Source organism: Streptococcus sp. CM6, assembly GCF_000526095.1.
Classification (GTDB): domain Bacteria; phylum Bacillota; class Bacilli; order Lactobacillales; family Streptococcaceae; genus Streptococcus; species Streptococcus oralis_BW.
The window spans coordinates 159,504-184,373 of the sequence record NZ_JATS01000018.1 but is presented as its reverse complement, the minus strand read 5'-3'; the positions used below and the strand labels follow the sequence as shown (position 1 = coordinate 184,373).

General features: G+C 41.3%; 24 protein-coding genes and 2 pseudogenes. 13 read left to right on the top strand and 13 right to left on the bottom strand.

Annotated elements, in window-relative coordinates:
* Positions 1 to 12 precede the first annotated feature (12 nt).
* The 3 genes from HMPREF1516_RS05490 to dtd all read left to right on the top strand — a co-directional run bounded on the left by HMPREF1516_RS05490 (position 13) and on the right by dtd (position 3,964).
* Positions 13 to 1,143: an ABC transporter ATP-binding protein gene (locus HMPREF1516_RS05490; RefSeq protein ID WP_000229937.1), complete on the top strand. Its 1,131-nt coding sequence runs from the start codon at positions 13 to 15 to the stop codon at positions 1,141 to 1,143.
* A gap of 142 nt (positions 1,144 to 1,285) precedes the next feature.
* On the top strand, positions 1,286 to 3,502 hold the full coding sequence (locus HMPREF1516_RS05485) for a RelA/SpoT family protein (protein ID WP_001123776.1): 2,217 nt from the start codon (positions 1,286 to 1,288) through the stop codon (positions 3,500 to 3,502).
* An 18-nt stretch (positions 3,503 to 3,520) separates the two neighbouring features.
* Positions 3,521 to 3,964, top strand: a complete 444-nt coding sequence (gene dtd / locus HMPREF1516_RS05480; RefSeq protein ID WP_033605979.1) for a D-aminoacyl-tRNA deacylase — start codon at positions 3,521 to 3,523, stop codon at positions 3,962 to 3,964.
* Between the two features lie 37 nt (positions 3,965 to 4,001).
* Here dtd and HMPREF1516_RS09880 read toward each other — a convergent pair whose 3' ends face one another.
* The 8 genes and pseudogenes from HMPREF1516_RS09880 to HMPREF1516_RS05430 form a co-directional block, all read right to left on the bottom strand.
* The gene (locus HMPREF1516_RS09880; protein WP_084647647.1) at positions 4,002 to 4,415 is read right to left on the bottom strand and encodes a hypothetical protein; all 414 of its coding nucleotides are present in this window, start codon (positions 4,413 to 4,415) and stop codon (positions 4,002 to 4,004) included.
* 18 nt (positions 4,416 to 4,433) lie between these two features.
* Positions 4,434 to 4,846, bottom strand: a pseudogene (locus tag HMPREF1516_RS05465) (hypothetical protein).
* A 284-nt stretch (positions 4,847 to 5,130) separates the two neighbouring features.
* Positions 5,131 to 5,838 carry a nicotinamide mononucleotide transporter gene (locus HMPREF1516_RS05460; protein ID WP_195594533.1) on the bottom strand — a complete coding sequence of 236 codons (708 nt, stop codon included), beginning with the start codon at positions 5,836 to 5,838 and terminating at the stop codon, positions 5,131 to 5,133.
* A 120-nt stretch (positions 5,839 to 5,958) separates the two neighbouring features.
* Positions 5,959 to 6,609 carry a metal-dependent transcriptional regulator gene (locus HMPREF1516_RS05450; protein ID WP_033605978.1) on the bottom strand — a complete coding sequence of 217 codons (651 nt, stop codon included), beginning with the start codon at positions 6,607 to 6,609 and terminating at the stop codon, positions 5,959 to 5,961.
* 83 nt (positions 6,610 to 6,692) lie between these two features.
* Positions 6,693 to 7,187, bottom strand: a complete 495-nt coding sequence (gene tpx / locus HMPREF1516_RS05445; protein WP_000206546.1) for a thiol peroxidase — start codon at positions 7,185 to 7,187, stop codon at positions 6,693 to 6,695.
* A 123-nt stretch (positions 7,188 to 7,310) separates the two neighbouring features.
* Entirely contained in the window at positions 7,311 to 8,240 is a 930-nt protein-coding gene (locus tag HMPREF1516_RS05440; protein ID WP_000733087.1) for a metal ABC transporter substrate-binding protein, read from the bottom strand.
* A gap of 26 nt (positions 8,241 to 8,266) precedes the next feature.
* Positions 8,267 to 9,115, bottom strand: a complete 849-nt coding sequence (locus tag HMPREF1516_RS05435; protein ID WP_033605977.1) for a metal ABC transporter permease — start codon at positions 9,113 to 9,115, stop codon at positions 8,267 to 8,269.
* Complete coding sequence (locus HMPREF1516_RS05430) at positions 9,112 to 9,834, bottom strand: metal ABC transporter ATP-binding protein (protein WP_000619139.1); 723 nt, start codon at positions 9,832 to 9,834, stop codon at positions 9,112 to 9,114. Before HMPREF1516_RS05430 ends, HMPREF1516_RS05435 begins: the two co-directional genes overlap by 4 nt.
* A 169-nt stretch (positions 9,835 to 10,003) precedes the next feature.
* Here HMPREF1516_RS05430 and HMPREF1516_RS05425 point away from each other — a divergent pair, with 169 nt between their 5' ends.
* On the top strand, positions 10,004 to 11,896 hold the full coding sequence (locus HMPREF1516_RS05425; RefSeq protein WP_000199248.1) for a M13 family metallopeptidase: 1,893 nt from the start codon (positions 10,004 to 10,006) through the stop codon (positions 11,894 to 11,896).
* 88 nt (positions 11,897 to 11,984) lie between these two features.
* Positions 11,985 to 12,749: a hypothetical protein gene (locus HMPREF1516_RS05420; RefSeq protein WP_033605976.1), complete on the top strand. Its 765-nt coding sequence runs from the start codon at positions 11,985 to 11,987 to the stop codon at positions 12,747 to 12,749.
* Between the two features lie 104 nt (positions 12,750 to 12,853).
* Here the strand turns inward: HMPREF1516_RS05420 and HMPREF1516_RS05415 are convergent, their stop codons facing one another.
* Both HMPREF1516_RS05415 and HMPREF1516_RS05410 read right to left on the bottom strand, forming a co-directional pair.
* A complete protein-coding gene (locus HMPREF1516_RS05415; protein WP_000690839.1) occupies positions 12,854 to 13,483 on the bottom strand; it encodes an MBL fold metallo-hydrolase in 630 nt (209 codons plus the stop codon).
* A gap of 63 nt (positions 13,484 to 13,546) precedes the next feature.
* Positions 13,547 to 14,641, bottom strand: a complete 1,095-nt coding sequence (locus tag HMPREF1516_RS05410; protein WP_033605975.1) for a DUF2974 domain-containing protein — start codon at positions 14,639 to 14,641, stop codon at positions 13,547 to 13,549.
* Between the two features lie 156 nt (positions 14,642 to 14,797).
* Between HMPREF1516_RS05410 and HMPREF1516_RS05405 the strand changes: the two genes are divergently transcribed.
* From HMPREF1516_RS05405 to HMPREF1516_RS05395, 4 genes and pseudogenes are all read left to right on the top strand, one after another.
* On the top strand, positions 14,798 to 15,475 hold the full coding sequence (locus HMPREF1516_RS05405; protein WP_000548985.1) for a response regulator transcription factor: 678 nt from the start codon (positions 14,798 to 14,800) through the stop codon (positions 15,473 to 15,475).
* On the top strand, positions 15,468 to 16,442 hold the full coding sequence (locus HMPREF1516_RS05400; protein ID WP_000887933.1) for a HAMP domain-containing histidine kinase: 975 nt from the start codon (positions 15,468 to 15,470) through the stop codon (positions 16,440 to 16,442). Before HMPREF1516_RS05405 ends, HMPREF1516_RS05400 begins: the two co-directional genes overlap by 8 nt.
* A gap of 75 nt (positions 16,443 to 16,517) precedes the next feature.
* Positions 16,518 to 16,796: pseudogene (locus HMPREF1516_RS09870) on the top strand (ABC transporter permease); the annotation flags it as partial.
* Positions 16,797 to 16,938: 142 nt separating this feature from the next.
* Positions 16,939 to 17,988: a DUF389 domain-containing protein gene (locus tag HMPREF1516_RS05395; protein ID WP_033605974.1), complete on the top strand. Its 1,050-nt coding sequence runs from the start codon at positions 16,939 to 16,941 to the stop codon at positions 17,986 to 17,988.
* A gap of 212 nt (positions 17,989 to 18,200) precedes the next feature.
* Here HMPREF1516_RS05395 and thrS read toward each other — a convergent pair whose 3' ends face one another.
* Both thrS and HMPREF1516_RS05385 read right to left on the bottom strand, forming a co-directional pair.
* Positions 18,201 to 20,144 (bottom strand): threonine--tRNA ligase, encoded by a 1,944-nt coding sequence (gene thrS, locus HMPREF1516_RS05390; protein ID WP_000591025.1) that lies wholly within the window; start codon positions 20,142 to 20,144, stop codon positions 18,201 to 18,203.
* 334 nt (positions 20,145 to 20,478) lie between these two features.
* The gene (locus HMPREF1516_RS05385) at positions 20,479 to 20,853 is read right to left on the bottom strand and encodes a hypothetical protein (protein WP_033605973.1); all 375 of its coding nucleotides are present in this window, start codon (positions 20,851 to 20,853) and stop codon (positions 20,479 to 20,481) included.
* Between the two features lie 197 nt (positions 20,854 to 21,050).
* Here HMPREF1516_RS05385 and HMPREF1516_RS05380 point away from each other — a divergent pair, with 197 nt between their 5' ends.
* The 3 genes from HMPREF1516_RS05380 to HMPREF1516_RS05370 all read left to right on the top strand — a co-directional run bounded on the left by HMPREF1516_RS05380 (position 21,051) and on the right by HMPREF1516_RS05370 (position 23,493).
* Entirely contained in the window at positions 21,051 to 21,893 is an 843-nt protein-coding gene (locus HMPREF1516_RS05380; RefSeq protein ID WP_000161099.1) for a metallophosphoesterase family protein, read from the top strand.
* A 72-nt stretch (positions 21,894 to 21,965) separates the two neighbouring features.
* The gene (locus tag HMPREF1516_RS05375; protein ID WP_001167378.1) at positions 21,966 to 22,403 is read left to right on the top strand and encodes an Rrf2 family transcriptional regulator; all 438 of its coding nucleotides are present in this window, start codon (positions 21,966 to 21,968) and stop codon (positions 22,401 to 22,403) included.
* A gap of 67 nt (positions 22,404 to 22,470) precedes the next feature.
* The gene (locus HMPREF1516_RS05370) at positions 22,471 to 23,493 is read left to right on the top strand and encodes a YdcF family protein (RefSeq protein ID WP_033605971.1); all 1,023 of its coding nucleotides are present in this window, start codon (positions 22,471 to 22,473) and stop codon (positions 23,491 to 23,493) included.
* A 289-nt stretch (positions 23,494 to 23,782) separates the two neighbouring features.
* Here HMPREF1516_RS05370 and HMPREF1516_RS05365 read toward each other — a convergent pair whose 3' ends face one another.
* On the bottom strand, positions 23,783 to 24,238 hold the full coding sequence (locus HMPREF1516_RS05365; RefSeq protein WP_002877424.1) for an ROK family protein: 456 nt from the start codon (positions 24,236 to 24,238) through the stop codon (positions 23,783 to 23,785).
* Positions 24,239 to 24,656: 418 nt separating this feature from the next.
* On the opposite strand from HMPREF1516_RS05365, the gene HMPREF1516_RS05360 reads away from it, so the two are divergent.
* Complete coding sequence (locus tag HMPREF1516_RS05360; RefSeq protein ID WP_000646903.1) at positions 24,657 to 24,869, top strand: AbrB/MazE/SpoVT family DNA-binding domain-containing protein; 213 nt, start codon at positions 24,657 to 24,659, stop codon at positions 24,867 to 24,869.
* Position 24,870 lies beyond the last annotated feature (1 nt).

Below are 24,870 nucleotides of genomic sequence, written 5' to 3'. Positions count from 1 at the left end.
GAGTTCACCTCGATGGTAGAATTAAATCTTAAAAACATTTACAAAAAATATCCAAACAGCGAACACTACTCAGTTGAAGACTTCAACTTGGACATCAAAGACAAAGAATTTATCGTTTTCGTAGGTCCTTCAGGATGTGGTAAATCAACAACTCTTCGTATGATTGCTGGTCTTGAAGACATTACAGAAGGTACTGCATCTATCGATGGCGTGGTTGTCAACGACGTAGCTCCAAAAGACCGTGACATCGCCATGGTATTCCAAAACTACGCTCTTTACCCACACATGACTGTATATGACAACATGGCTTTCGGTTTGAAATTGCGTAAATACAGCAAGGAAGATATCGACAAACGTGTACAAGAAGCAGCAGCAATCCTTGGTTTGAAAGAATTCTTGGATCGTAAACCTGCTGACCTCTCAGGTGGTCAACGTCAACGTGTTGCCATGGGTCGTGCCATCGTCCGTGATGCAAAAGTGTTCTTGATGGACGAACCTTTGTCAAACTTGGATGCCAAACTTCGTGTATCGATGCGTGCTGAAATTGCGAAGATTCACCGTCGTATCGGAGCTACAACTATCTACGTAACCCACGACCAAACAGAAGCGATGACTCTTGCAGACCGTATCGTTATCATGTCAGCAACTAAGAACCCAGCTGGTACAGGTACTATCGGACGTGTAGAACAAATCGGTACACCTCAAGAAGTTTACAAAAACCCAGTTAATAAATTCGTAGCAGGATTTATCGGAAGCCCAGCTATGAACTTCATCAATGTGAAATTAGAAGGCAATGAAATTGTTTCTGACGGTTTCCGCTTGAAAGTGCCAGAAGGTGCTTTGAAAGTTCTTCGTGAAAAAGGATATGAAGGTAAAGAATTGATCTTCGGTATTCGTCCAGAAGACGTGAATGCAGAGCCTGCTTTCCTTGAAACATTCCCAGAATCAGTTGTAAAAGCAACTATCTCTGTATCAGAATTGCTTGGTTCAGAATCTCACCTTTACTGTCAAGTTGGTAAAGACGAATTTGTTGCCAAAGTGGATGCTCGTGACTACTTGCAAACAGGTGCAACAGTTGAACTTGGATTTGACTTGAACAAAGCACACTTCTTCGACGTAGAAACTGAAAAAACAGTCTACTAAGCAAATGAAATGTCAAAACACTGCTAGAGAAATCTGGCAGTGTTTTTCTTTTAAATGCTTGTTATTGGTATAAAAACGGTTTTTTCTAGTTTTCATATCCTTAAAAAAGTGATAAAATGGTAGGAAGAATTGGAGAGTATAGATGCCGAAAGAAGTGAATTTGACGGGCGATCAGGTAGTCGCTTTAACGAAAGAATATTTAACAAAGGAAGACGTTGCTTTTGTACAAAAAGCATTGATTTACGCAGTTGATTGTCATAGTGGGCAGTTTCGGAAATCAGGTGAGCCCTATATTATCCATCCCATTCAGGTAGCAGGCATTCTGGCTAAGCTCAAGCTGGATGCCGTAACCGTTGCCTGTGGTTTTTTGCATGACGTGGTTGAAGACACAGATGCGACACTGGATGATTTGGAAAGAGAGTTCGGTCATGATGTTCGGATTATCGTTGATGGGGTGACCAAGCTTGGTAAGGTTGAGTACAAATCACTCGAGGAACAATTGGCTGAAAATCACCGCAAGATGCTTATGGCCATGTCAGAGGATATCCGTGTTATCTTGGTTAAATTATCGGACCGTTTGCACAATATGCGGACTCTCAAACACCTTCGAAAGGACAAGCAAGAACGGATCTCCAGAGAAACCATGGAAATTTACGCACCACTTGCTCATCGTCTAGGGATTTCCAGTGTCAAGTGGGAGTTAGAAGATCTATCTTTCCGTTACCTCAATCCAACTGAGTTTTACAAGATCACCCACATGATGAAGGAAAAACGCAGAGAACGTGAGGCTTTGGTCGATGAAGTCGTAACCAAGTTGGAAGAGTACGCTACCGAACGCAATCTCAAAGGAAAAATCTATGGTCGTCCTAAGCATATCTATTCGATCTATCGCAAGATGCAGGATAAGAAGAAACGCTTTGAGGAAATTTATGACCTGATTGCCATTCGCTGTATCTTAGATACCCAGAGTGATGTTTACGCCATGCTGGGTTATGTGCATGAACTTTGGAAACCCATGCCAGGCCGCTTCAAAGACTATATCGCTAACCGCAAGGCCAACGGTTACCAGTCTATTCATACGACTGTTTATGGGCCAAAAGGGCCGATTGAATTCCAGATTCGGACCAAGGAAATGCACGAAGTGGCTGAGTACGGGGTTGCGGCTCACTGGGCTTATAAGAAAGGCATTAAAGGGCAGGTCAACAGCAAGGAATCTGCTATTGGGATGAACTGGATCAAGGAGATGATGGAGCTCCAAGACCAGGCTGATGATGCCAAGGAATTTGTGGACTCTGTTAAAGAAAACTATCTGGCGGAGGAGATTTATGTCTTTACTCCCGATGGTGCGGTTCGCTCCCTTCCAAAAGATTCAGGACCGATTGATTTTGCCTATGAAATCCATACCAAAGTCGGTGAAAAAGCGACTGGTGCCAAGGTCAATGGCCGTATGGTTCCACTGACAACCAAGCTCAAGACAGGGGATCAGGTTGAAATTATCACCAACCCCAACTCCTTTGGTCCGAGTCGTGACTGGCTCAATATGGTCAAGACCAGCAAGGCACGCAACAAGATTCGTCAGTTCTTTAAAAATCAAGACAAGGAATTATCCGTTAACAAGGGCCGTGAAATGTTGATGGCCCAGTTCCAAGAAAACGGCTATGTAGCCAATAAGTTTATGGACAAGCGTCATATGGACGAGGTCCTTCAAAAGACCAGCTACAAGACGGAGGAGGCTCTCTACGCAGCCATTGGTTTTGGAGAAATTGGCGCTATTACCGTCTTTAACCGTTTGACCGAAAAGGAACGCCGAGAGGAAGAACGTGCCAAGGCCAAGGCGGAAGCAGAAGAGCTTGTCAAAGGTGGCGAAGTTAAGGTCGAGAACAAAGAAACCCTCAAGGTCAAGCATGAGGGTGGTGTGGTCATTGAAGGGGCTTCAGGTCTCCTAGTTCGGATTGCCAAGTGTTGCAATCCAGTGCCGGGTGACGACATTGTCGGCTACATTACTAAGGGACGCGGTGTAGCTATTCACCGTGTGGACTGTATGAATCTCCGTGCCCAAGAAAACTACGAGCAACGCCTCCTTGATGTGGAATGGGAAGATCAATTCTCAAGCAAGGAATACACTGCTCACATCGATATCTATGGTCTCAACCGTACAGGTCTTTTGAACGATGTTTTACAAGTTCTTTCAAACACTACCAAGAATATCTCAACCGTTAATGCTCAACCAACTAAGGATATGAAATTTGCTAATATCCATGTCTCATTTGGTATTTCCAACCTCTCTACACTGACTACAGTCGTGGACAAGATTAAGAGTGTGCCAGAGGTCTACTCTGTCAAACGGACCAATGGCTAATTGAATAGAAAGGCGCTTATGAAAATCATCATTCAACGAGTCAAGAAAGCCCAAGTCAGTATCGGAGGTCAGGTACGGGGAAAAATTAATCAGGGACTCTTATTACTGGTCGGTGTTGGCCCAGAGGACCAAGAGGAAGATTTGGACTATGCTGTGAGAAAGCTTGTTAACATGCGAATTTTTTCAGACGCAGAAGGCAAGATGAACCTGTCTATCAAGGATATTGAGGGGGAAATCCTTTCTATTTCCCAGTTTACCCTCTTTGCAGATACCAAGAAAGGCAATCGTCCCGCTTTTACAGGTGCAGCCAAGCCGGATATGGCAACTGCCTTCTATGAGGCTTTCAACCAAAAGCTAGCTCAGGAAGTCCCTGTTCAGACCGGTATTTTTGGAGCGGATATGCAGGTGGAGCTGGTCAATGATGGACCGGTCACCATTATCCTAGATACTAAAAATAGATAAGAAAGACCAAGCCAGCCGGCTTGGTTTTTCTTATCAATCATAAAATACTCCAAAAAGAAATCGGTTCTTGATAGGCCTTGGGAGAATCTTGTTTCAGGCTTTGGCTTATGCGATAGGAAGGAATGAGATGACCTAGGATTAGGAGAATTCCCTTGAGGAAAAGTGGGACACCACTTAAACAGATCAAGGAGAGAATCATCAGGCTATCCCATAGGAGGATTTGTAAGGCAAAACGCCAAAATCTCGGTCTAATCTGGGAATAGAGTTGACTAAAGTGGTCACAAAGTTGGTTAGAAAGATAAGTCAGTAGCACAGGATGAAAGAAAATGAGCCAACTGCTATAAATCAAAATCCAATCCCAAGTAAGCCCCTCTTTAAATGTCAAAAATGCCAGCATGATTCCATCGATGACAAGGACTTGAATGGTTTTGATATAGATGATTTTTTTCATGCTAAAACCTCCTTTTTCTTAGAGGCACTCCCATAAAGAGATGTGTTTGTCATAAAATTCAGGATAGTTTTCTCTTAGGTAGTTAGTCGTCGTATAATAAAAAGTAGAATGGAAAGCAGTGACAATGGCATAAGAGATGAAAAACGATGAGAACTAACGAAGGCTAAAAGGACAAAAAATAGAAAATCAATGGAGAGAACCCCTAAATAGTAGAAGCGAATCTTTTTATCGATTTGAGGATAAATCTCAGCGAATTGATGTTTGAGTCGGTTGAACAAGCGAAATAGCAGGAGTCCTTGAGCAAGGAGGAAAATAAAACCAGAGAGCAAGAGGCAGTCCAAAGATATCTCGGGTCTAGTTGTAAAAAATACAAATAGTAGCAAATCGCTGACTGCAATGGCTGCGAAGTGTAGTCTAAAGAGCTTTTTCATAGGAAAACCTCCCTCTTTTATCTAGCTTCATTCTACACCAAACGAATGAGAGTTACAACTAATACTCAATGAAAATCAAAAAGCGAACTAGGAAGCTAGCCACAGGTTGCTCAAAGCACTGCTTTGAGGTTGTAGATAAGACTGACGAAGTCAGTTACATATATCTACGGCAAGGCGAAGCTGACGTGGTTTGAAGAGATTTTCGAAGAGTATAAAATGATAATAAATAGTAGAAGGAAGATTCTATTAAGTCGTCTTGCTTTCTTTATTTGAGTTTCCTTCTGTTATCTATCTTCTTTGTCATTCCAGACAAATAAAGCTCCGATTGCATTGAGGATATAAAAGATGTATTTACCGATATTAGCGAAGTTGCCTTGAATGCCAGCCTTTGTCAGCTGCACAAAATTGTAAATCAACCAAAATCCCCACTGAGTTGTCAGTTTTAATGCGTTTAAAGCATTGGCAATGAGGGACAGTGCAAAGGCAATAGTTGTCACGTAGGCAAGGAGATTCATCTTTCCTCCATAGCCGATATAGTTGGTCACAAAGGCAAAGAGGAAGGCGATGATTGAAATGATGATGGCTGCCAATTTTACCTGTTTTTGGCTCATTTGGTTGGGTCTACCTTCTTTCGAAGCTTCCCATTTCTTAATAGCAAAGGTATAGATGAGAAAGGTAACAGGATAGGTGATAATGGCCGCCTTATTTCCAAGGATATAATCAATGGTACCAGACAAAATCGTATTGACAATGCCAAAGTAATTTCCCCATTTGCTTAATTTTCCCGTGAAACGAGTGGACAACATGGAAATCCCAACGTTGGTTACGGAAATCAATCCAAAGGGAACAAGTGCAGTCCATGGTCCCCAGTCTACAAATTTGTCGAGACGTGAGTTGAGGTAACCAGATGCAATCGCAATCCCAACGACCAAAGCAACCCCGAAAAGGTCAAACCATTTGGATGTCGCAAAAATTTTTAGTGATTTTTTCATATGTTAAACTATCTTTCTTTTTTTTAACAAATATTCTACAACTAAATGAAAGCAAAATCAAATGATAGAAATAAAACCCTGAAAATAAAATTTTCAGGGGTGGTTGGGGTACTTGAGAAATTAGTTGATTTTTTCGACATAGAGTTGTTTGGCGATATCCATACTAACTTGGAGGTCTTCGTCTTTGTTGACCAGAGTAAAGCTATTGGAAAAGCTATCAAACTGCTTGACTTGGAGTTGGTCACCGATATGAATCTCATACTTTTCTAAGTATTTAAGCAAGTCAAAACTATCGTGAACCCGAGTCAGGAGATAGGTTCCAGCTTCTTGGACGTCTGCCAGTGGTAAGTTGTTGATTTCAACCAAGAGCTCTCCCTTGGCTGGGATGGTTCCTCCGTGGGGACAGGTTTTAGGGAAACCCAGCAGTTTATCCAGTCTCTCTACGAAGAGGTCGGATACAGTGTGCTCTAGAACTTCAGCTTCCTCGTGGATTTGATCGCTGGTATAGTCAAGATGGTGGACTAGAAAGACTTCAATCAACCGGTGTTTACGATAGAGCTCAGAGACCAGTTTGAGGCCAATATCTGTCAATAGATAGCCGTTCTCCTTGTCCTTGAGGATGAGGTTTTCACTTTTCATGCGTTTGATCATCTCTGTTACAGCAGGTGGAGAGACCTGCATACGGGCAGCAATTTCTTTATTGGTGATTTTCTGCATCTCCGTACCGATTTCATAAATACATTTTAGATAGTCTTCTTTATTTGGCGTCATTCGTTTCCTCTTGTCTTTTCTCTCCATCTAGTATATCAAAAAAAGCTAGATTTCTCTAGCCTTCTGCCCTAATGGCTTTGATTTTAGTCCAGTTCTTTCACTGCAGCAATGGCAGCTTCAAAGTCTGGTTCCGTGTTGATGTTGTCAACGTATTCTACGTAACGGATGACATTGTCAGTATCGAGAACAAAGACGGCACGTGCAAGGAGATGCCATTCGTTGATCAAAAGGGCATAATCGCGTCCGAAAGAATGGTCAAAGTAGTCTGAGAGCATGATGGCATTGTCAAGGCCTTCAGCCCCACACCAGCGTCCTTGGGCAAATGGTAGGTCCATAGAAACAGTAAGAACGACGGTGTTGTCAAGGTTGGCAAGTTCTTGGTTGAATCGACGTGTTTGCGTTGAGCAGACACCAGTATCGATAGAAGGGACAACACTCAAGACTTTTTTCTTTCCATCAAAGTCATCTAGCGTTTTTTTAGAGAGATCGGTTGTCGTAAGAGAAAAGTCAAGTGCCTTGTCTCCGACTTGCAGTTGTTTACCTGTAAAGGTTACAGGGTTTCCTAGAAAAGTGGTCATGAAACTACTCCATTCTTTTTTCTTTTATTTTACCGAGAATTGTCAGATTTTTCCAATGATTTGACTGGAAATTAAGGGACAAAAAAACGTCCATTCACGTGAGAACGACGTTTTTTTAATGGATTACTTAGACAAACCTTCAGCAATCTTGTCAAGGTTGTATTTCATCATGCTGTAGTAGCTGTCGCCTTCTTTGCCTTCTTCAGCGATTGAGTCAGTAAAGATTTGTGCGTAGATTGGGATGTTTGTGTCTTGTGAAACAGTCTTCATTGGACGGTCATCGACACTTGATTCAACAAAGAGTGATGGAACTTTTGTTTGGCGAAGTTTTTCAACCAAGGTTTTGATTTGTTCAGGAGTCCCTTCTTCTTCCGTGTTGATTTCCCAGATGTAGGCACTTGGAACACCGTAGGCTTTAGAGAAGTATTTGAAGCATCCTTCGCTGGTTACGATGAGTTTCTTCTCAGCAGGGATATTGTTAAATTTCTCTTTGGCTTCCTTGTCCAGTTTGTCTAGTTTTTCAGTATAGTCTTTGAGATTTTTTTCGTAGAATTCCTTGTTGCTAGGGTCCTTGGCAATGAGCTGTTTAGCGATATTTTTAGCATAAATCATCCCATTTTCAAGGTTGAGCCAAGCGTGTGGGTCTTCTTTGCCTTTCTCGTTTTGGCCTTCAAGGTAGATAACATCAACGCCTTCGCTGACTGCAAAGTAGTCTTTGTTTTCAGTTTTCTTGGCATTTTCGACCAATTTGGTAAACCAAGCATTGCCACCAGTTTCAAGGTTGATACCGTTATAGAAAATCAAGTCAGCTTGAGAAGTTTTCTTAACGTCTTCAGGAAGTGGTTCGTATTCGTGTGGGTCTTGACCAACAGGAACGATACTATGAAGATCAATCTTGTCACCAGCGATATTTTTGGTAATATCAGCGATGATTGAGTTTGTAGCAACAACTTTTAGTTTTTGACCAGAAGCCGTATCTTTTTTTCCGCTAGCACATGCTACAAGAGCAATGACGGAAAGAAAGAGTACAAGCAATGTACCTAATTTTTTCATTAGATTCCTCCAGAAGGGTTTCCCCGTTATTTAATGATTTTTTTGTTTTTCAGTTTCAAGTATCGTTGCTTAGGAGAGATAAAGAAACTGATTAGAAAGAAGCTGGCGGATGTGAGCACGATGCTCGATCCTGCTGCGAGATTGAAACTATAGCCGATAAAGAGCCCTACAACAGAAGCCAGAGCTCCTAGGCCTGATGAAAGAAAAATCATGCTCTTTAGGCTATTAGCATAAAGGTAAGCCGTCGCAGCTGGGGTGATCAACATGGCCACGATAAGAATGGTTCCAACACTTTGCATGGCGGTGACGGATACAAGGGTCAAGAGCACCATGAGTAGATAGTGGTAGAAATTAACGGGCATTCCCATTGCTTTAGCCAGGAGCTCGTCAAAGGATGTAATCAATAGTTGTTTAAAGAAAATCCCAATAATCAAGAGAATCAATGCCCCCACACCAATGGTAATCCACATGTCCGTATCTTGGACAGCGAGGATATTCCCAAAAAGGATATGGAAGAGGTCTGTCGAACTCTTGGCAACACTAATCAAGATGACACCTAGGGCTAAGAAAGATGAAAAGGTAATACCAATGGCAGTGTCACTCTTGATGATAGAGTTTCCCTTGATGTAGGTAATGATGATGGAGGCCATCAAGCCAAAGATAATGGCTCCAATAAAGAAATCAATTCCCAGGATAAAGGAAAGGGCTACGCCGGGCAAAACTGCGTGAGAGATGGCATCTCCCATGAGAGACATACCACGTAGGATGATAAAACATCCCACAGCACCAGCAACAACTCCGATGACAATAGCTGTGATCAAGGCGTTTTGTAGGAAATGGAAATTTTGCAATCCATTGATAAATTCTGCTATCATAGGCCACCTCCATTGAAAAAGAGTTTGCTACCGTAGGCCTTTTTGAGATTGGCCTCGGTAAAGGTTTCTTCGGTCGGACCAAGGTCTATTAATTCTCGATTGAGAAGCAAAACTTGGTCGAAATAATGGGGGACTTTGCTGAGGTCATGATGGACGATGAGAACTGTTTTACCAGCTTTTTTAAGATCTCTCAGTGTATTCATGATAATCTCTTCACTAACCGAGTCAATCCCGACAAATGGCTCATCTAGAAAGATGTAGTCTGCCTCCTGCACTAAGCAACGGGCAATCAACACACGTTGGAATTGTCCTCCTGAGAGCTGGCTGATTTGGCGATCAGCATAGTCTGAAAGTCCAACGATTTCAAGTGCATCTGCCACTTTTTTCCAGTGGCTGGCTTTTAAGGTGTGAAAGAGTGGGATGGATGGATAGAGTCCCAGAGAGACGCATTCCTTGACCTTGATAGGGAAATTGTAGTCGATATGGATTTTTTGCTCGACATAGGCAACTCGATTTAAAGATTTCTTGACTTCTTTATCGTCGAGAAAGGCCTGACCTTCATGTGGGATAATTCCCAACATACCTTTTAATAAAGTTGATTTTCCAGCACCATTTGGACCAATAATTCCGGTAATAGTTGGTCCGTGGAGCACTAGTGAAATATCCTTTAGTGCCAGCGTTTCTTTGTAGGAGACACTGAGGTTTTCGATACGTATCATACAGTTGTATTCCTCCTATCTTTTAATATACCTTAAAAAAAAAATTAAGTCAAGTTAATTTTTGAAAAATTTAAAATAATAACTGAAAAATGAGAGACCGTTTTTAATTGCATTCCCAAGTGTTTTCTGCTAAGCTAAGAATAAGTGAAAAAATGAAAGCGAGAACAAGATGACACGTTATCAAGATGATTTTTATGATGCAATCAATGGCGAATGGGAAAAAACAGCTGTCATTCCGGCTGACAAATCTCGAACAGGTGGGTTTATTGACCTTGATGAGAAAATTGAAGAGTTGATGCTGGCGACTACGGACAAGTGGTTGGCAGGTGAGGATGTTCCAGAGGATGCTATCCTCGCCAACTTTGTTAAGTACCATCGTATGGTACGTGATTTTGACAAGAGAGAAGCTGATGGGATCAAGCCTGTCCTTCCTCTACTTAAGGAATACCAAGACTTGGAGAGCTTCGCAGATTTTACCAGCAAACTGGCAGAGTTTGAACTAGCAGGGAAGCCAAACTTCCTTCCATTTGGAGTATCACCAGACTTTATGGATGCCAGAACCAATGTTCTCTGGGCCAGTGCTCCAGGAACTATCTTGCCAGATACAACCTACTACGCTGAAGACCATCCTCAGCGTGAGGAGTTGTTAGGTTTGTGGAAGGAAAGTACTACGAATCTTCTCAAAGCCTATGATTTTTCAGATGAGGAAATCGCAGATTTACTAGAGAAACGATTGGAATTGGACCGTCGCACTGCGGCTGTAGTGCTTTCTAACGAAGAAAGTTCAGAATATGCCAAACTCTACCATCCATACGCTTATGAAGATTTCAAGAAATTTGCCCCTGCCCTACCTCTGGATGATTTCTTCCAAACAGTTCTTGGACAAACTCCAGACAAGGTTATCGTAGACGAGGAACGTTTCTGGCAAGCAGCAGATCAATTTTATAGTGAAGAAGCGTGGCCTCTACTCAAAGCAACCTTGATTTTGGGTGTGGTCAATCTCTCAACCAGCTATCTGACAGATGAGATTCGTGTTTTGTCAGGTGCTTATGGTCGTGCCCTTTCAGGTGTGCCAGAAGCTACGGACAAGGTCAAGGCAGCTTATCACTTAGCCCAAGGTCCTTTCAAGCAAGCTCTTGGTCTCTGGTATGCGCATGAAAAATTCTCCCCAGAAGCCAAGGCAGACGTAGAGAAAAAAGTAGCGACTATGATTGATGTTTATAAGGAACGCTTGGCTAAGAACGACTGGCTCACACCTGAAACGCGAGACAAGGCCATTGTCAAACTCAATGTCATCAAGCCTTATATCGGTTATCCAGAGGAATTGCCAGAACGCTACAGGGACAAAGTAGTGGATGAAACTGCCAGTCTCTTTGAGAATGCTCTAGCCTTTGCGCGTGTGGAAATCAAGCACAGCTGGAGCAAGTGGAACCAACCGGTTGATTACAAGGAGTGGGGTATGCCAGCTCATATGGTCAACGCCTACTACAATCCTCAGAAGAACTTGATTGTCTTCCCAGCGGCTATTTTACAGGCTCCATTCTATGACTTGCATCAATCGTCTTCTGCCAACTACGGTGGGATTGGTGCTGTTATTGCCCACGAGATTTCTCATGCCTTTGACACAAATGGTGCTTCCTTTGATGAAAATGGTAGTCTTAAGGATTGGTGGACAGAGAGTGACTATGCTGCCTTTAAAGAAAAAACGCAGAAAGTTATCGACCAGTTTGATGGACAAGAATCTTACGGTGCAAGAATCAACGGGAAACTAACCGTCTCTGAAAACGTTGCTGACTTGGGAGGAATTGCTGCAGCCCTTGAAGCTGCTAAGAGAGAACCAGACTTCTCAGCTGAAGAATTCTTCCACAACTTTGCTCGTATCTGGCGTATGAAAGGCCGTCCTGAGTTGATGAAACTCATGGCCAGTGTCGACGTGCACGCGCCTGCCAAACTCCGTGTCAATGTGCAAGTGCCAAACTTCGATGACTTCTTTACAACATACGATGTCAAAGAAGGCGATGGTATGTGGCGTTCACCAGAGGACCGTGTGATTATTTGGTAAAGTAAGTCCCTAACCAAGTATCATCTTGGAATTAATGGTTCATTTTTGAAGTTTATCAATCTGAAAATGCAATGCTATCGAGGTAAACATGAAGAAATTTTTAATAATGCTATCAGCTATTCTTTCGATTTCAGTTCTAGCATCTTGTAGTCTCGATAAAAATAGGAACAATACAGAACCTTCATCCGCACTATCATCTGTCTCCAAAGACGATAAGACTAGTGTATCAACAGAAGCAAAGGCTGAGAATACTAGTGAATCGTCAACCAAGGCATCACAATCAACTGCTGAAAATAAGAAAGAAACTGGACAAGATTTATATAAAGAAGTGATTGAACGCTATAATCACTTTACAGACCTTTTAAAAAAAGGTAATAGAGAAGATTTATACAAGGAGAATAAACAAGATAAGATTACTTCAGAAGAATATAGCCTGGTTTTCTCTCGAATGGATTATCAAAATGCACCCGATTGGAAATACGCAATGGTTGATTTGAATAAGGATGGTCAAGACGAGTTGCTTATTGGCGATGAAAAATTTGTTTCAGCCATTTATTATTTGGAAAATCAAAAACCTAGCTTACTTCACACAGCATATATAGCTTCTGCAGGTGGTTTTCGCTCAGGATTTGATATTTATGAAAACGGTCAAGTCTCTTATGCAGACTGGCAGTCAACTCGTCCAGAAATGAACCTGTCTCTATATTCGTTCGATAAAAACGGAGTGCAGAAGATTAAAGAAGCAACTATTCAAATCGGTGGCAACGAAAAAGCAGAGCAAGTTTTAGATATTTCTTCTGAAAAGCTTGATTTGTCTAACATTGGTTGGAAAGAATTGAATCCGGCTAATTAGTTTTGAATTGCTTTTCTAGTCAATATTGATTCTTCTGAGCAAATATTGACATAGAAATAGAAGCTACACAAAAACCAAGGAAATTATCCTTGGTTTTTTGCTTGCTAGAAAAAGGGATTAAAGGTCTTTTCGTGAGCGATAGTCGTAGCTGGACCATGCCCGGGATAGACATCGTAGTTAGGAAGAGTGAAGAGTTGCGTCTGAATGCTATGGAGAAGTTGTTCCGTACTACCTGTAGGAAGGTCTGTCCGTCCGATGGTTTCTCGGAATAGAGCATCTCCGGTCAAGACTAGATGAGCATCAGGAAAGACGATAGAAACGCCGCCGATAGAGTGCCCTGGGGTTGGTAGAACTGTAAAACGAAATTCCTTAAGCTGGTATTCTTCATGAAAGGCAAAGGTGTGTTCTGCTGGTTTTGCGACCACATCTGCCATATCGTCGTGACGAGGGAGACCAGAGAGATTATCTACAGGTGTATAAAGCCAGCTAGCTTCACTCTCTGCTACATAAACTGGAGGATTTCCAAAAGTCTCGCGAACCAAGTCCAGACTCATAATATGGTCGTAGTGGGTATGGGTCAGGAGAATCGCGCAGACTGGTTTGTTGATTTTCTCAATAGTCTTGCGAATAGATTCCCAATGGCTACCTGGGTCAACCACAATTAGGTGTTGATCCCCTTCCAGGTAATAAGTGTTTTCATAGGCAACGGGATTCACGGTTTTATGGATTTTCATACTGGCTCCAATCTCAAAGAATGTACTAAATTAAGTATAGCATAGAAGAGAATACTTAGGGTATCAGAAAGTCTTTTTCGTGCTTTGACGATTTTTCCAAGCTTGATAGCGGGTGCCAATCAAGAGTTGGGTTAAGCGCCCCATGGTTTCTCTTTCTTCGGGAGTGAGGGATTGAGCTTGTACAAAGAGTTGATGAATGTGTTCAATGGCATTGAAGGAAGAAAGATCGTTGATAGAGGAGATGCCCGCATCGAGAATGATTCCAAAAAAGAGGTCAAAGTAGAGCTGCAGTTCTTCGTCAGGAACTGTTTCAACCCATTCCTTGAAGGTTGTATCGACTTGCTGACTATCACTATTGGTCTCGTCTAGTTGGACAAAGTGTTTGTCTTCAATCTGCCAACTAAAGGTGTCGTGCTGGGCAAGGCCACCTAAGGCGGTGCTTCGAACGACGATTTTTTTATCCGGAATTTCCAGCATCATCCCGATGATAGACCCTTGTGGGATAAATACTTTCGTTCTTTCCATCATGTTTTGATAGCCAGGTGTTTCGGTTAGTTCCTTGTGAAGCCCAGGGGCATCAAAAGTGTAGACAGCGACAATGTTTTTCTGCAAGTTTGGATCAAGTTGACTGGCAGCATAGACAGCTAGATTGCCCCCTTTTGAATGCCCTGCTAGGATGATCTTTTGATTGGGATGTTGGGCAAAAAAGTCCTCTAAATACTGGAGGGCATGTTTTTGAGCAGGGATTTCCTTCATATAGGTCATATGGAAATCTTCTTTCCAACCAATGATGCTGTCATCCGTCCCGCGAAAAACAAGCAAATAGGTATCGAGACTGATACGATAAGTCATAGCCGCAAACTGTTTTTGCAATTCAGGATCAATATCATTGATAAAGTTTGAGAGCTTGCAATTTTTAAAGCGTTTGTGTTGAGAGAGTTGATCCAACAACTGGAGACGGTTTTTATTGGTCAACATCGTCGTGTCTCTAGGGATTTGAGGTGCTAGATCTATGAGACGCTTTGGTTCTTGAGTGACTACATCATCGAAAGCAAGATAGGTCAACTCAGTCAAGGCAAGAACATCTAACTCATTCACGGGGAGGTCATAAAAGGAATCGTATGCTACATCATTGAGGTAGTCAAAAATATTGGCCATAAAAGCTCCTTTCTCTATGTTTATCCTATCACATTTACCAAGAATTAGCCAGTGGGCTTACTAGATTTTGCTATATTGCTAGCGAGCTGGTTTAAATACAGGTTTGCATTTTATCCATGGGGAAAATCTGTTATAATAAGAGCAAAGGAGGAGCGCATGCACAAGATTTTACTAGTAGAAGATGACCAAGTTATTCGGCAACAAGTTGGTAAACTACTCTCTGAGTGGGGGTTTGAGGTCGTTTTGGTAGAAGATTTTATGGAAGTATTGAGCCTTTTTGTTCAGTCAGAACCTCATTTGGTCCTCATGGATATTGGTTTGCCTCTTTTTAATGGTTACCACTGGTGCCAGGAGATTCGCAAGATTTCTCAGGTACCTATCATGTTTCTGTCTTCGAGAGATCAGGCGATGGATATTGTCATGGCGATCAATATGGGTGCGGATGATTTTATAACCAAACCTTTTGACCAGCAGGTGCTCCTTGCCAAGGTTCAGGGATTGTTGCGCCGTTCCTATGAGTTTGGACGGGATGAAAGTCTGCTGGAGTATGCGGGTGTGATCCTCAATACCAAGTCTATGGACCTGCACTATCAGGGGGAAGTCCTGAGTTTGACCAAGAATGAATTTCAGATTTTACGCGTTTTATTTGAACATGCGGGTAATATCGTGGCGCGTGATGACCTGATGCGGGAACTCTGGAACAGCGACTTTTTCATCGATGACAATACCCTGTCTGTCAACGTTGCTCGCTTGCGCAAAAAGTTGGAGGAGCAAGGCTTGGCAGGATTTATCGAAACCAAGAAGGGAATAGGGTACGGACTGAAACATGCTTGATTGGAAACTATTTTTTCTGGCCTATCTGCGTTCTCGCAGTCGTCTTTTTGTCTATATTTTTTCATTGGGTTTTCTTGTTTTTCTCTTTCAGTTTTTATTCGCTAGTATAGGATTTTATTTCTTCTATTTTTTCCTCCTCAGTAGCTTTTTAACCCTTTTATTTTTGGTTTGGGATATTTTTGCAGAAGCTCAGATTTACCGGCAGGAAGTACTCTATGCTGAAAGAGACCCAAAGTCTCCTTTGGAATGTGTGCTAGCGGAAAAACTCGAAGAGCGTGAGTCTGAATTGTATCAAAAGAAGTCAGAAGCCCAAAGTAAACTGACGGATTTGCTTGACTACTACACCTTGTGGGTTCATCAGATAAAGACTCCTATTGCAGCGAGCCGTCTCTTGGTAGCAGAAGTATCTGATCGTGAGGTCAAGCAGCAACTGGAACAGGAAATTTTTAAGATTGACTCCTATACCAATCTGGTGTTGCAGTATCTTCGTTTGGAAAGCTTCCACGATGACTTGGTATTTGAAAAGGTTCAAGTGGATGACTTAGTTAAGGAAGTGGTTCGTAAGTATGCTCTTTTCTTTATCCAAAAGGGACTGACGGTCAATCTACATGACTTAGACAAAACCATCGTGACCGATAAGAAGTGGTTGTTGGTCGTCATTGAACAAATCCTCTCAAACAGCCTCAAATACACCAAGCAAGGTGGTTTGGAGATCTATATGGAAGATCAGGAACTCTGTATCAAGGATACGGGGATTGGGATTAAAAACAGTGATGTACTCCGAGTCTTTGAACGTGGTTTTTCAGGCTACAATGGGCGTTTGACCCAGCAGTCGTCTGGACTTGGCCTCTACCTATCCAAGAAAATTTCTGAAGAACTGGGTCACCAGATTCGTATCGAGTCTGAGGTCGGAAAAGGAACGATAGTGCGGATTCAGTTTGCTCAAGTGAACTTAGTCCTTGAGTGAGAAGAGTAGATAAGAGCCCAGGATAAGACAACTGGGCTTTTCTATCTTTAACCGTGTAGCCTAGTAAATTATTTTATCTACTATAAACAAATCTCTGAGGGATATGAAGACCACAAACGAACAGGTAGGTCTAGATCAAAAGCAGATTAAGCAAACCATTAACAAGCAAATTTTGACAGTTTTCTTCCTTCCTGTAATTTTTGCATTTCTCCATTGACCTTTGCTTATCATATGCTTAGTTTAGTTCTCAAGGTCATTGAAGTAGTCGATGATACCATGAGGTTGACGATAACTTTCTCTATCTGTTCAATTGATAGATTTCTTCAGATAAAGACTGTAAAATTTTTGATATAATACTAAGGATGGACTGACGGATATTTAAAGGATAATTTTCAAAAGAATAACAGGTGAGAAGAAAAATATGTAAGATTGGACAGAAGTCTCTCTACCATCATCCAAGCAGAAACAAGATTATATGAAATAAAAGGAGTAACCAATGACCGGAAACTATTCAACACGTGAATACCGTGAGAAATTATATGATGATCTTCATGTTCGATTGAGAGATACAGTGATTTTGATGTGTGCGATTTTTATTGCCTCTATCGGCCTAAATATGAATTCAACAGCTGTCATTATTGGAGCCATGCTGATTTCCCCTCTTATGACATCGATTGTTGGACTCGGATTTGGTTTAGCTATTTTTGATACGCGTTTAATCAAGCAATCTCTAGAGGTCTTATTTACTCAGGTATCGGTTAGCTTGCTTGTCTCGGCTCTGTATTTCTGGATTTCTCCCTTATCTTATGAAAGTAGCGAATTGATTGCACGAACCTCTCCAACCATTTGGGATGTTCTCATTGCTATTGCTGGTGGGATAGCAGGTGTAATTGGGTCAAGGAAAAAAGAAGCAAACAATATCGTGCCAGGAGTAGCCATCGCAACAGCTTTGATGCCACCTATCTGTACTGCAGGCTATGGTTTAGCTAATGGAAATGTACGATTTTTATTTGGAGCTCTCTATCTTTTCTTGATCAATTGTGTCTTTATCATGCTAGCCAACATTGTTGGAACAAGAATTTTGATGAGGAAATCTCCCTTAAGTTCATTTAAAGAGCTAAATATTAAAATGAAAATTGGCTTGACATCCTTGATTGTATTATTGGTTCTTCCAGCCAGCTATTCAGCAGTCACTCTGTCGATAGATCAAGCGCGAAAAGAAGGAATCAAACAGTTTATAGCAAAAGAGTTCGCCAATCACACGGTCATTAATCAAGTCTACAAGTCAAGGAACAATGAATTGGTCTTGACAGTTGTCGGAGATCCGATTTCAGATGAAGAATTAGAAACGCTCCATCAAAAACAAGTCTCTTACGGTATTCAATCTGTTCAATTGAAAGTCAATCAGGTTCATAATTCGACAAAATTAGACAGTGATACGACCAAGGAATTTTATGAAACCATTAACAAGTATATTGATCAAAAACTCTCTGAAAAGGATTCACAAAAAGATCTCGTAAAAGAAAATGAAGCAGATAAGGATTGAGGATATTGAACTGTTCTAACTCTTGAAAGCAAATCTTGGGAGGATATCCTATATCCAAAAACTAGTGGATAGAAAGGATTGTTTATGAGGATACCATTTGTGGTGGTTTAACCAATCACTACTAGCTCAGGTTAAATAAAATATAAAAAAGCAACAACTATTTCGGTTGTTGCTTTTTCTTACTGAAAAATGTTTCTCAGACAGTGATCGTTTTATTTCTCAACACGAGATTTGTTGGCGATATCAGCAAGGATTGCTGCTACAAACTCATCTACTGGGACAGTTTGTGTTTCTTTTTGGCCGTAGCGACGAACGTTGACAGTTCCGTCTTCCATTTCTTTGTCTCCAACGATCAATTGGTAAGGGATCTTGCTGGTTTGAGAAGCGCGGATTTTGAACTGCATTTTTTCATTGCGCTCATCTACGTCTGCACGGACACCACGGTCACGGAGTTTCTTAGCCACTTCCCAAGCGTAGTCCACGTGTTTTTCGTTAGATACTGGGATGAGGGTTACTTGGTGTGGTGCCAGCCATGTTGGGAAGGCACCCTTGTAGTTCTCAATCAAGATAGCTGTGAAGCGTTCCATGGTTGAGATAACCCCACGGTGAATCATGACTGGACGGTGTTCCTCACCATCTGCTCCAACATATTTGAGGTCGAAGCGTTCTGGAAGCAAGAAGTCAAGCTGGATAGTAGAAAGGGTTTCTTCTTTACCGAGGGCAGTTTTAACCTGGATATCCAATTTTGGTCCGTAGAAGGCTGCTTCACCTTCAGCTTCAAAGTAGTCCAGTTCCATATCATCCATAGCTGCTTTCAACATGCGTTGTGCATTTTCCCACATCTCATCGTTGTCAAAGTATTTGTGTTTATCTTCTGGGTCACGATAAGACAAGCGGAAACGGTAATCTGTCAAATTAAAGTCTTCATACACGTCGATAATCAATTGAAGAATTTTCTTGAATTCTTCCTCAATTTGTTCTGGAGCTACAAAAGTATGACCATCATTTAGGGACATTTCACGTACACGTTGAAGGCCAGTAAGGGCGCCAGATTTTTCATATCGGTGCATCATGCCAATCTCAGCGATACGGATTGGTAATTCACGGTATGAGTGTACATGGTGTTTATAAACTTCGATATGGTGAGGACAGTTCATTGGGCGGAGGACAAACTCTTCACCGTCTCCCATGTCCATAGTTGGGAACATATCTTCACGGTAGTGATCCCAGTGACCAGAAGTTTTATAGAGTTCCACAGAGGCAATTGGTGGAGTGTAGACGTGTTGGTAGCCTGCAGCGATTTCCTTGTCGACGATGTAGCGTTCCAATTCACGACGGATAGTCGCTCCGTTTGGTAACCAGAATGGTAAACCTTGTCCGACTTCTTGTGAAATCATGAAGAGGTCAAGCTCTTTACCGAGTTTACGGTGGTCACGTTCCTTGGCTTCTTCACGCATTTGAAGGTAGTTCTTCAAGTCTTTCTTGTCAAACCAAGCTGTACCGTAGATTCGTTGCATCATCGCGTTGTCGCTATTTCCACGCCAGTAGGCACCAGCTACGTTGAGCAGGTGGAAGATTTGGATACGACCTGTTGATGGGACGTGAGGACCACGGCAGAGGTCTACGTATTCGCCCTGACGGTAAATAGTCAGACCGCCTTCGTCTTCAGAGTGTTCTTCAATCAATTCCAACTTGTAAGGGTCATTTTTAAAGATTTCACGGGCCTCGCCTTTGGTAACTTCTTCACGGATTGATGGGAAGTTTTCTTTAACGATTTTCTTCATTTCTTCTTCGATACGAGGAAGGTCCTCGTTAGAGATTTGACCAGCAGTATTGTCCGTATCGTAGTAGAAGCCGTCTTCGATAGCTGGACCGACACCCAAATGAATGTCTGGGAAGAGACGACGAGCTGCTTGGGCGAACAAGTGGGCAGCTGAGTGACGCAAGATTGGAAGGGCATCTTCGTGATCAGGCGTCACGATTTCGATGTTTCCATCTTCAGTGATAGCACGAGTCGTGTCAATGAGTTTGCCGTTGAATTTACCAGCCAAGGCTTTTTTAGCTAGGGAATTGCTGATAGATTGGGCAATTTCAAAAGTAGTAACGCCAGATTCGAATTCACGAACAGCGCCATCTGGGAAAGTAATCTTAATCATGGTTTTCTCCTTATAAAGTTTTTATTAGCCTAGTTATGGTGAAGGTGCCCTTGAAATATAAATAGAAATTCCTTTTGATTTTTTCGTTAATAAATCAAAAAGCGACATCCTTAAAAGGACGTCGCAACGTGGTTCCACCTTCATTTATGTTCCTCAAAAAAGAGGAACACCTCAGATTGGCTTTAACGTAGCCACCGTTTTATGTTTGCATAAAAGTCAGTAGAGTAGTATCAGTTTAGGCTTTCTATGCGTTTCCAGCAACCACGCACTCTCTAGTAGAAAGGGACTAAGTGACTTGTCTCTATGCATTATTATAGCATGATTGCGAGAATTTTCAAGGTTTTTGTATAATTTTTTTGTTTTTCTTCCGCTGGAAGACATGCTTGATACCCATGCCAGCAGCCAAGCCAAGTAGGGCAAAGAGTTCATAGGCTAGGAAGTAAAGCAGGATGAACTCACCAAAGGTGATGATGGTAAAGCAAAAGACCAGACCAATACCGAGTAGCCACCAAAGTGAGAAATGAAATCGATAGCTATAAAGTAGCGATACGATAAAGGTTACTAGGGGAGAAAAGAGGAGAATGTTATAAATGTAAAGTCCCTTCAGCGTATAAGAATCAGATATCAGCAGTAAAAGCAACTCATAGAGGGGCCAGTAAAAGAAGAAAATGACAAGGTAGTATGGAATATACTTAAGATATTTCCGCATGGCAATAGTCCTCCAATCTGCAAAAATAGAGAGATGTTGAAGACCACATAATCCTAAATGAAGGGGAACTCTCTATTTATATTATAGCACGTATTGGAAGCCTTTACAAGTTAATCCAGTGAGTAGTGATAGTGCTCTTTTTGAGTGTTTTCTGCTATAATACTAACAAAAGAAGTAAGAGGAAAAGAGGAGAAAGAATGACCAAAATAGCAGTTCTTTCAGACATACATGGGAATACGACAGCCCTGGAAGCTGTACTGGCTGATGCCAAAAAGGCAAAGGTAGATGAGTACTGGATTTTGGGGGATATTCTTATGCCAGGAACGGGACGTAGAAGGATATTGAATCTTTTAGCTGCTTTGCCTATTACTGTAAGAGTTCTTGGTAATTGGGAGAATAGTCTCTGGCGAGGTTTGCATCGTAAGCTAGATTTGACAAAAGCTAGTCATCGCTACCTCCTACGTCAATGCCAGTATATATTAGAAGAAATCAGCCCTGAAGAAATCGAAGACCTCCGCAATCAACCCATGCAAGTTCATCGTCAGTTTGGTGATCTGACGGTAGGAATCACTCACCATCTCCCTGTTAAAAACTGGGGTAGGGAGTTGATTCATACGGGAAAACAAGAAGATTTTGATAGATTAGTGACGAATCCACACGCCTCCATCGCAGTATATGGTCATATCCACCAACAGTTGCTTCGTTATGGAAGTGATGGACAGTTGATTCTTAATCCAGGGTCCATTGGACAACCCTTCTTTTTAGATGCGGGATTACGTAAGGACCTGCGGGCCCAGTATATGATCTTAGAGTTTGATGAAGCAGGTTTGGCTGATGTTGATTTTCGTCGAGTGGATTATGATGTAGAAACTGAATTGCAGTTGGCTAAAGATTTAAAGCTCCCCTATTTCCAGGTCTATTATGAAAGTTTGGTAAATGGGATTCACCACACTCATAACCAGGAACTTCTGTATGAGATTGCTCAAAAACAGGGGCATGATATTGAGTTGGATGCATGGTTAGATAGTAGTAATGATTGACATGACATCAAAAAGGGGTATAATGAGTATGAGAAGAGAGATGATGAGAATCTCAGGTGAAAGGGGAACAAAATGCAAATTTCAAGTCGATTTACCATTGCGACCCATATGCTAATTATCATTGCTATCAAGGGCCAGGAAAGTAAGGTGACCAGTGATTTTCTCGCAGCTAGCGTTGGAGTTAATCCAGTCATTATCCGTAAGACTTTGTCGCAACTCAAAAAAGCAGGATTGATTTCAGTTGCGCGTGGGACGGGCGGTACCGAGATTATCAAAGACCTTCAGGATATCAGCTTGTTGGATGTCTACCAAGCTGTAGAGTGTCTAGGAAAATCTGGCAAACTCTTTAGTTTCCATGACAATCCCAATCCTAACTGTCCAGTAGGGGCTAATATTCATAAGGTCTTGGATCAGAAATTGCTGGATATCCAACTAGCTATGGAAAATCAACTTCGTCAGATGAGTCTGGCTCAGGTTGTGGCAGATGCAGAAGCAAGAATAGCAAAATAAGAGGGCTAGGCTCCTCTTTTTCTATTGCCATAATTATGGTACAATGTAGACATTAAAGGAGGAGACTATGTACTTTATCACAGGATTTTTTGTCCTACTTTTTCTCGTTTCGTTTTTAAGGGACAATCGCAGTCTCTGGAATCCAGCTCTCTTGCTTTTGTCTCTGTTCTTTTCTTATATGTCCATTGCCAATCTTTTTTACGAAGCTGGGCAGAAAGAAGTGCACATGGTTTTCTTTGCAGGGATTTTTCTCCTGCTGCCTCTTTTAGTTTTTCTAAGTGGTTTTTTCCTTATTTATAATGGATTCGTGTTATTGAAAAAAGAAGGAAAATCCAAGGCAAATTATTTGTCTCTAGGATTAGGTTGTGTGATTCTATTCTTTTTTGTGATCATGGCGATTCGAGTGAGCGATACCAAGGGCTTGTTTTACACCAATCATCTAGTGAATATTATCTTTTTCTTTTTGATTTATTCGTATTTGATTTTTGGTTTTGCCTTTGCAGGATTTCTGCTTTATTCTATCCTGTATCTTTTTATTCCTAAGAAAAAATATTATGATTTTATCATCATTCACGGAGCAGGTTTGTTGAATGGAGAAAAAGTGACTCCCTTACTAAAGGGTCGCATTGATAAGGCAGTAGAAGCCTATCGCCAGTCTCTTAATCCCAATGTTAAAATCATCGCGAGTGGTGGTCAAGGTGGAGATGAAAAGATATCCGAAGCTCAGGCGATTTGTAATTATTTGTTGGAAGAGACAGATATTCCGAGAGAAGCGATTCTCCTAGAGGAAGACTCAACGACGACCTATGAGAATCTTCTCTTCTCAAAAGAAATGGGAGAGAAGCTGGTGACCAGTCCACGTTTTCTCTTTGTGACCAATGATTACCATGTTTTTCGTACCAGTACCTATGCTCGCCGTATTGGGATGAAGGGAGATGGCCTTGGTTGCCGTACAGCCGCCTACTATATCCCATCGGCCTTTATCAGAGAATATATTGCTCTATGTGTGAAGATGAGATGGCTTTTTATCGCTTTCTATGTTTTGTTGATTTTAGCTCTGATTTTCTCTTATAGAGGTATTTTATGGTAATCAGAAAGATGGAGCCTGCCCCGGTAATAGTTGAATTTAAGCCACGATACATATTTGGTCAAGCGCTTCCTAAAATAGCATCAGGTAAGCCTAAACTAATAAAGGCCAGATAGATGACTGCCAACAATAACGAAATCATTTAATTCTCCTTTTCAGATTGTTCTTCTTTTGATTTCTAGAATCTTGTTTTTTCCAATTGATTGAACTCCGTTCAGTATGAATGGGTCTATTTCAGTCAATCTTTCAAGGATTGGGTGGAATTCTTTAGGAGGATAGGTGTCGGAAATTTTTATATTTTCTTGTAAAGATGGACAATAATATGCAATAGCATCCGGAGCAATGACTGATGTGTTAGTGCTGTTATCGGATTTAACAAAAGAAATGTGAAGTCATTTGAACGTGATTGGCGATTTGGAGGTTTATACCCATTCATGAGATAGCCGGCTTCCCCTGCAAAACCATTTCTTCCACGATGCAATCTTTTATTGATGATAATACCAGAACCGGCAAAATCTGTATCTGGCTGGTAGAGAAGGGCCAGTGTTCTGAATTCTGGGTGAATACTACAATAACCAAGAGAAGCAACATTAACATCATTCTCTAATATTTGTAAGATATTGGTAGTTCCTGCCAGAGAAATCCCTGTTTGACAGGATAACTGATTCTTGGTCCATGTTCCTCCTTGATAAAAACAGGATCGTACTTTGTGAATATTTTCTTGCTTTAAATCAATTATTTTTGCCATCTTTTTACCTTTCGACACGTTTTGTCAAAAGCGTTGTAGCATATTATATTTTTGTTTGCAATAAGATATTTTTAAAAATCTTAGTTTCGCTTTCCTGATTTTAGGAGTGTCCTCTCTTATAGGAGAGAATAATGCTGTTTTTGATTCATGGCATCAATGTGCTTATGAATTTTTTTAATCCTCAATTTTGTTTGTAGTCACATATTTTCTAGAGAGAGTAGTTAATGAATAAGCACCACTTACAAAAAGTTAGGGTTAAGGTGTCTAAGATTCTTAGTTTTGGGATGAGTGGTACAGATTTTTACGAGCATTTTATTATGATGGTAACTGGATGTAGTTTGCACTTGTATTATTTAGGATAAGTAGTATAATTAGTATAATTAGTTATACAAATCATACCATAAAGGAGGTAACAGTTATGAAAGCACCGAAAGGTAAATATGCTTGGACAGCTACAGTTGGAGAAAAAGGTCAAATAGTAATACCAAAACAGGCGCGCGATGTCTTTAATATCAAACCTGGCGATACGATTCTGCTTCTTGGTGATGAAAAGCGTGGAATTGCCATACCGCCGAAGGGAGCCTTTGCACACTTGATGGAAATTGCTTTTGAAGAGAAGGAGGATGAATAAA

Bases quoted from the DNA above. Each gene is read 5' to 3' on its own strand.
- HMPREF1516_RS05490 (WP_000229937.1), top strand. From the start codon at position 13: ATGGTAGAATTAAATCTTAAAAACATTTACAAAAAATATCCAAACAGC.
- HMPREF1516_RS05485 (WP_001123776.1), top strand. From the start codon at position 1,286: ATGCCGAAAGAAGTGAATTTGACGGGCGATCAGGTAGTCGCTTTAACG.
- dtd (WP_033605979.1), top strand. From the start codon at position 3,521: ATGAAAATCATCATTCAACGAGTCAAGAAAGCCCAAGTCAGTATCGGA.
- HMPREF1516_RS09880 (WP_084647647.1), bottom strand. From the start codon at position 4,415: ATGAAAAAAATCATCTATATCAAAACCATTCAAGTCCTTGTCATCGAT.
- HMPREF1516_RS05460 (WP_195594533.1), bottom strand. From the start codon at position 5,838: ATGAAAAAATCACTAAAAATTTTTGCGACATCCAAATGGTTTGACCTT.
- HMPREF1516_RS05450 (WP_033605978.1), bottom strand. From the start codon at position 6,609: ATGACGCCAAATAAAGAAGACTATCTAAAATGTATTTATGAAATCGGT.
- tpx (WP_000206546.1), bottom strand. From the start codon at position 7,187: ATGACCACTTTTCTAGGAAACCCTGTAACCTTTACAGGTAAACAACTG.
- HMPREF1516_RS05440 (WP_000733087.1), bottom strand. From the start codon at position 8,240: ATGAAAAAATTAGGTACATTGCTTGTACTCTTTCTTTCCGTCATTGCT.
- HMPREF1516_RS05435 (WP_033605977.1), bottom strand. From the start codon at position 9,115: ATGATAGCAGAATTTATCAATGGATTGCAAAATTTCCATTTCCTACAA.
- HMPREF1516_RS05430 (WP_000619139.1), bottom strand. From the start codon at position 9,834: ATGATACGTATCGAAAACCTCAGTGTCTCCTACAAAGAAACGCTGGCA.
- HMPREF1516_RS05425 (WP_000199248.1), top strand. From the start codon at position 10,004: ATGACACGTTATCAAGATGATTTTTATGATGCAATCAATGGCGAATGG.
- HMPREF1516_RS05420 (WP_033605976.1), top strand. From the start codon at position 11,985: ATGAAGAAATTTTTAATAATGCTATCAGCTATTCTTTCGATTTCAGTT.
- HMPREF1516_RS05415 (WP_000690839.1), bottom strand. From the start codon at position 13,483: ATGAAAATCCATAAAACCGTGAATCCCGTTGCCTATGAAAACACTTAT.
- HMPREF1516_RS05410 (WP_033605975.1), bottom strand. From the start codon at position 14,641: ATGGCCAATATTTTTGACTACCTCAATGATGTAGCATACGATTCCTTT.
- HMPREF1516_RS05405 (WP_000548985.1), top strand. From the start codon at position 14,798: ATGCACAAGATTTTACTAGTAGAAGATGACCAAGTTATTCGGCAACAA.
- HMPREF1516_RS05400 (WP_000887933.1), top strand. From the start codon at position 15,468: ATGCTTGATTGGAAACTATTTTTTCTGGCCTATCTGCGTTCTCGCAGT.
- HMPREF1516_RS05395 (WP_033605974.1), top strand. From the start codon at position 16,939: ATGACCGGAAACTATTCAACACGTGAATACCGTGAGAAATTATATGAT.
- thrS (WP_000591025.1), bottom strand. From the start codon at position 20,144: ATGATTAAGATTACTTTCCCAGATGGCGCTGTTCGTGAATTCGAATCT.
- HMPREF1516_RS05385 (WP_033605973.1), bottom strand. From the start codon at position 20,853: ATGCGGAAATATCTTAAGTATATTCCATACTACCTTGTCATTTTCTTC.
- HMPREF1516_RS05380 (WP_000161099.1), top strand. From the start codon at position 21,051: ATGACCAAAATAGCAGTTCTTTCAGACATACATGGGAATACGACAGCC.
- HMPREF1516_RS05375 (WP_001167378.1), top strand. From the start codon at position 21,966: ATGCAAATTTCAAGTCGATTTACCATTGCGACCCATATGCTAATTATC.
- HMPREF1516_RS05370 (WP_033605971.1), top strand. From the start codon at position 22,471: ATGTACTTTATCACAGGATTTTTTGTCCTACTTTTTCTCGTTTCGTTT.
- HMPREF1516_RS05365 (WP_002877424.1), bottom strand. From the start codon at position 24,238: ATGGCAAAAATAATTGATTTAAAGCAAGAAAATATTCACAAAGTACGA.
- HMPREF1516_RS05360 (WP_000646903.1), top strand. From the start codon at position 24,657: ATGAAAGCACCGAAAGGTAAATATGCTTGGACAGCTACAGTTGGAGAA.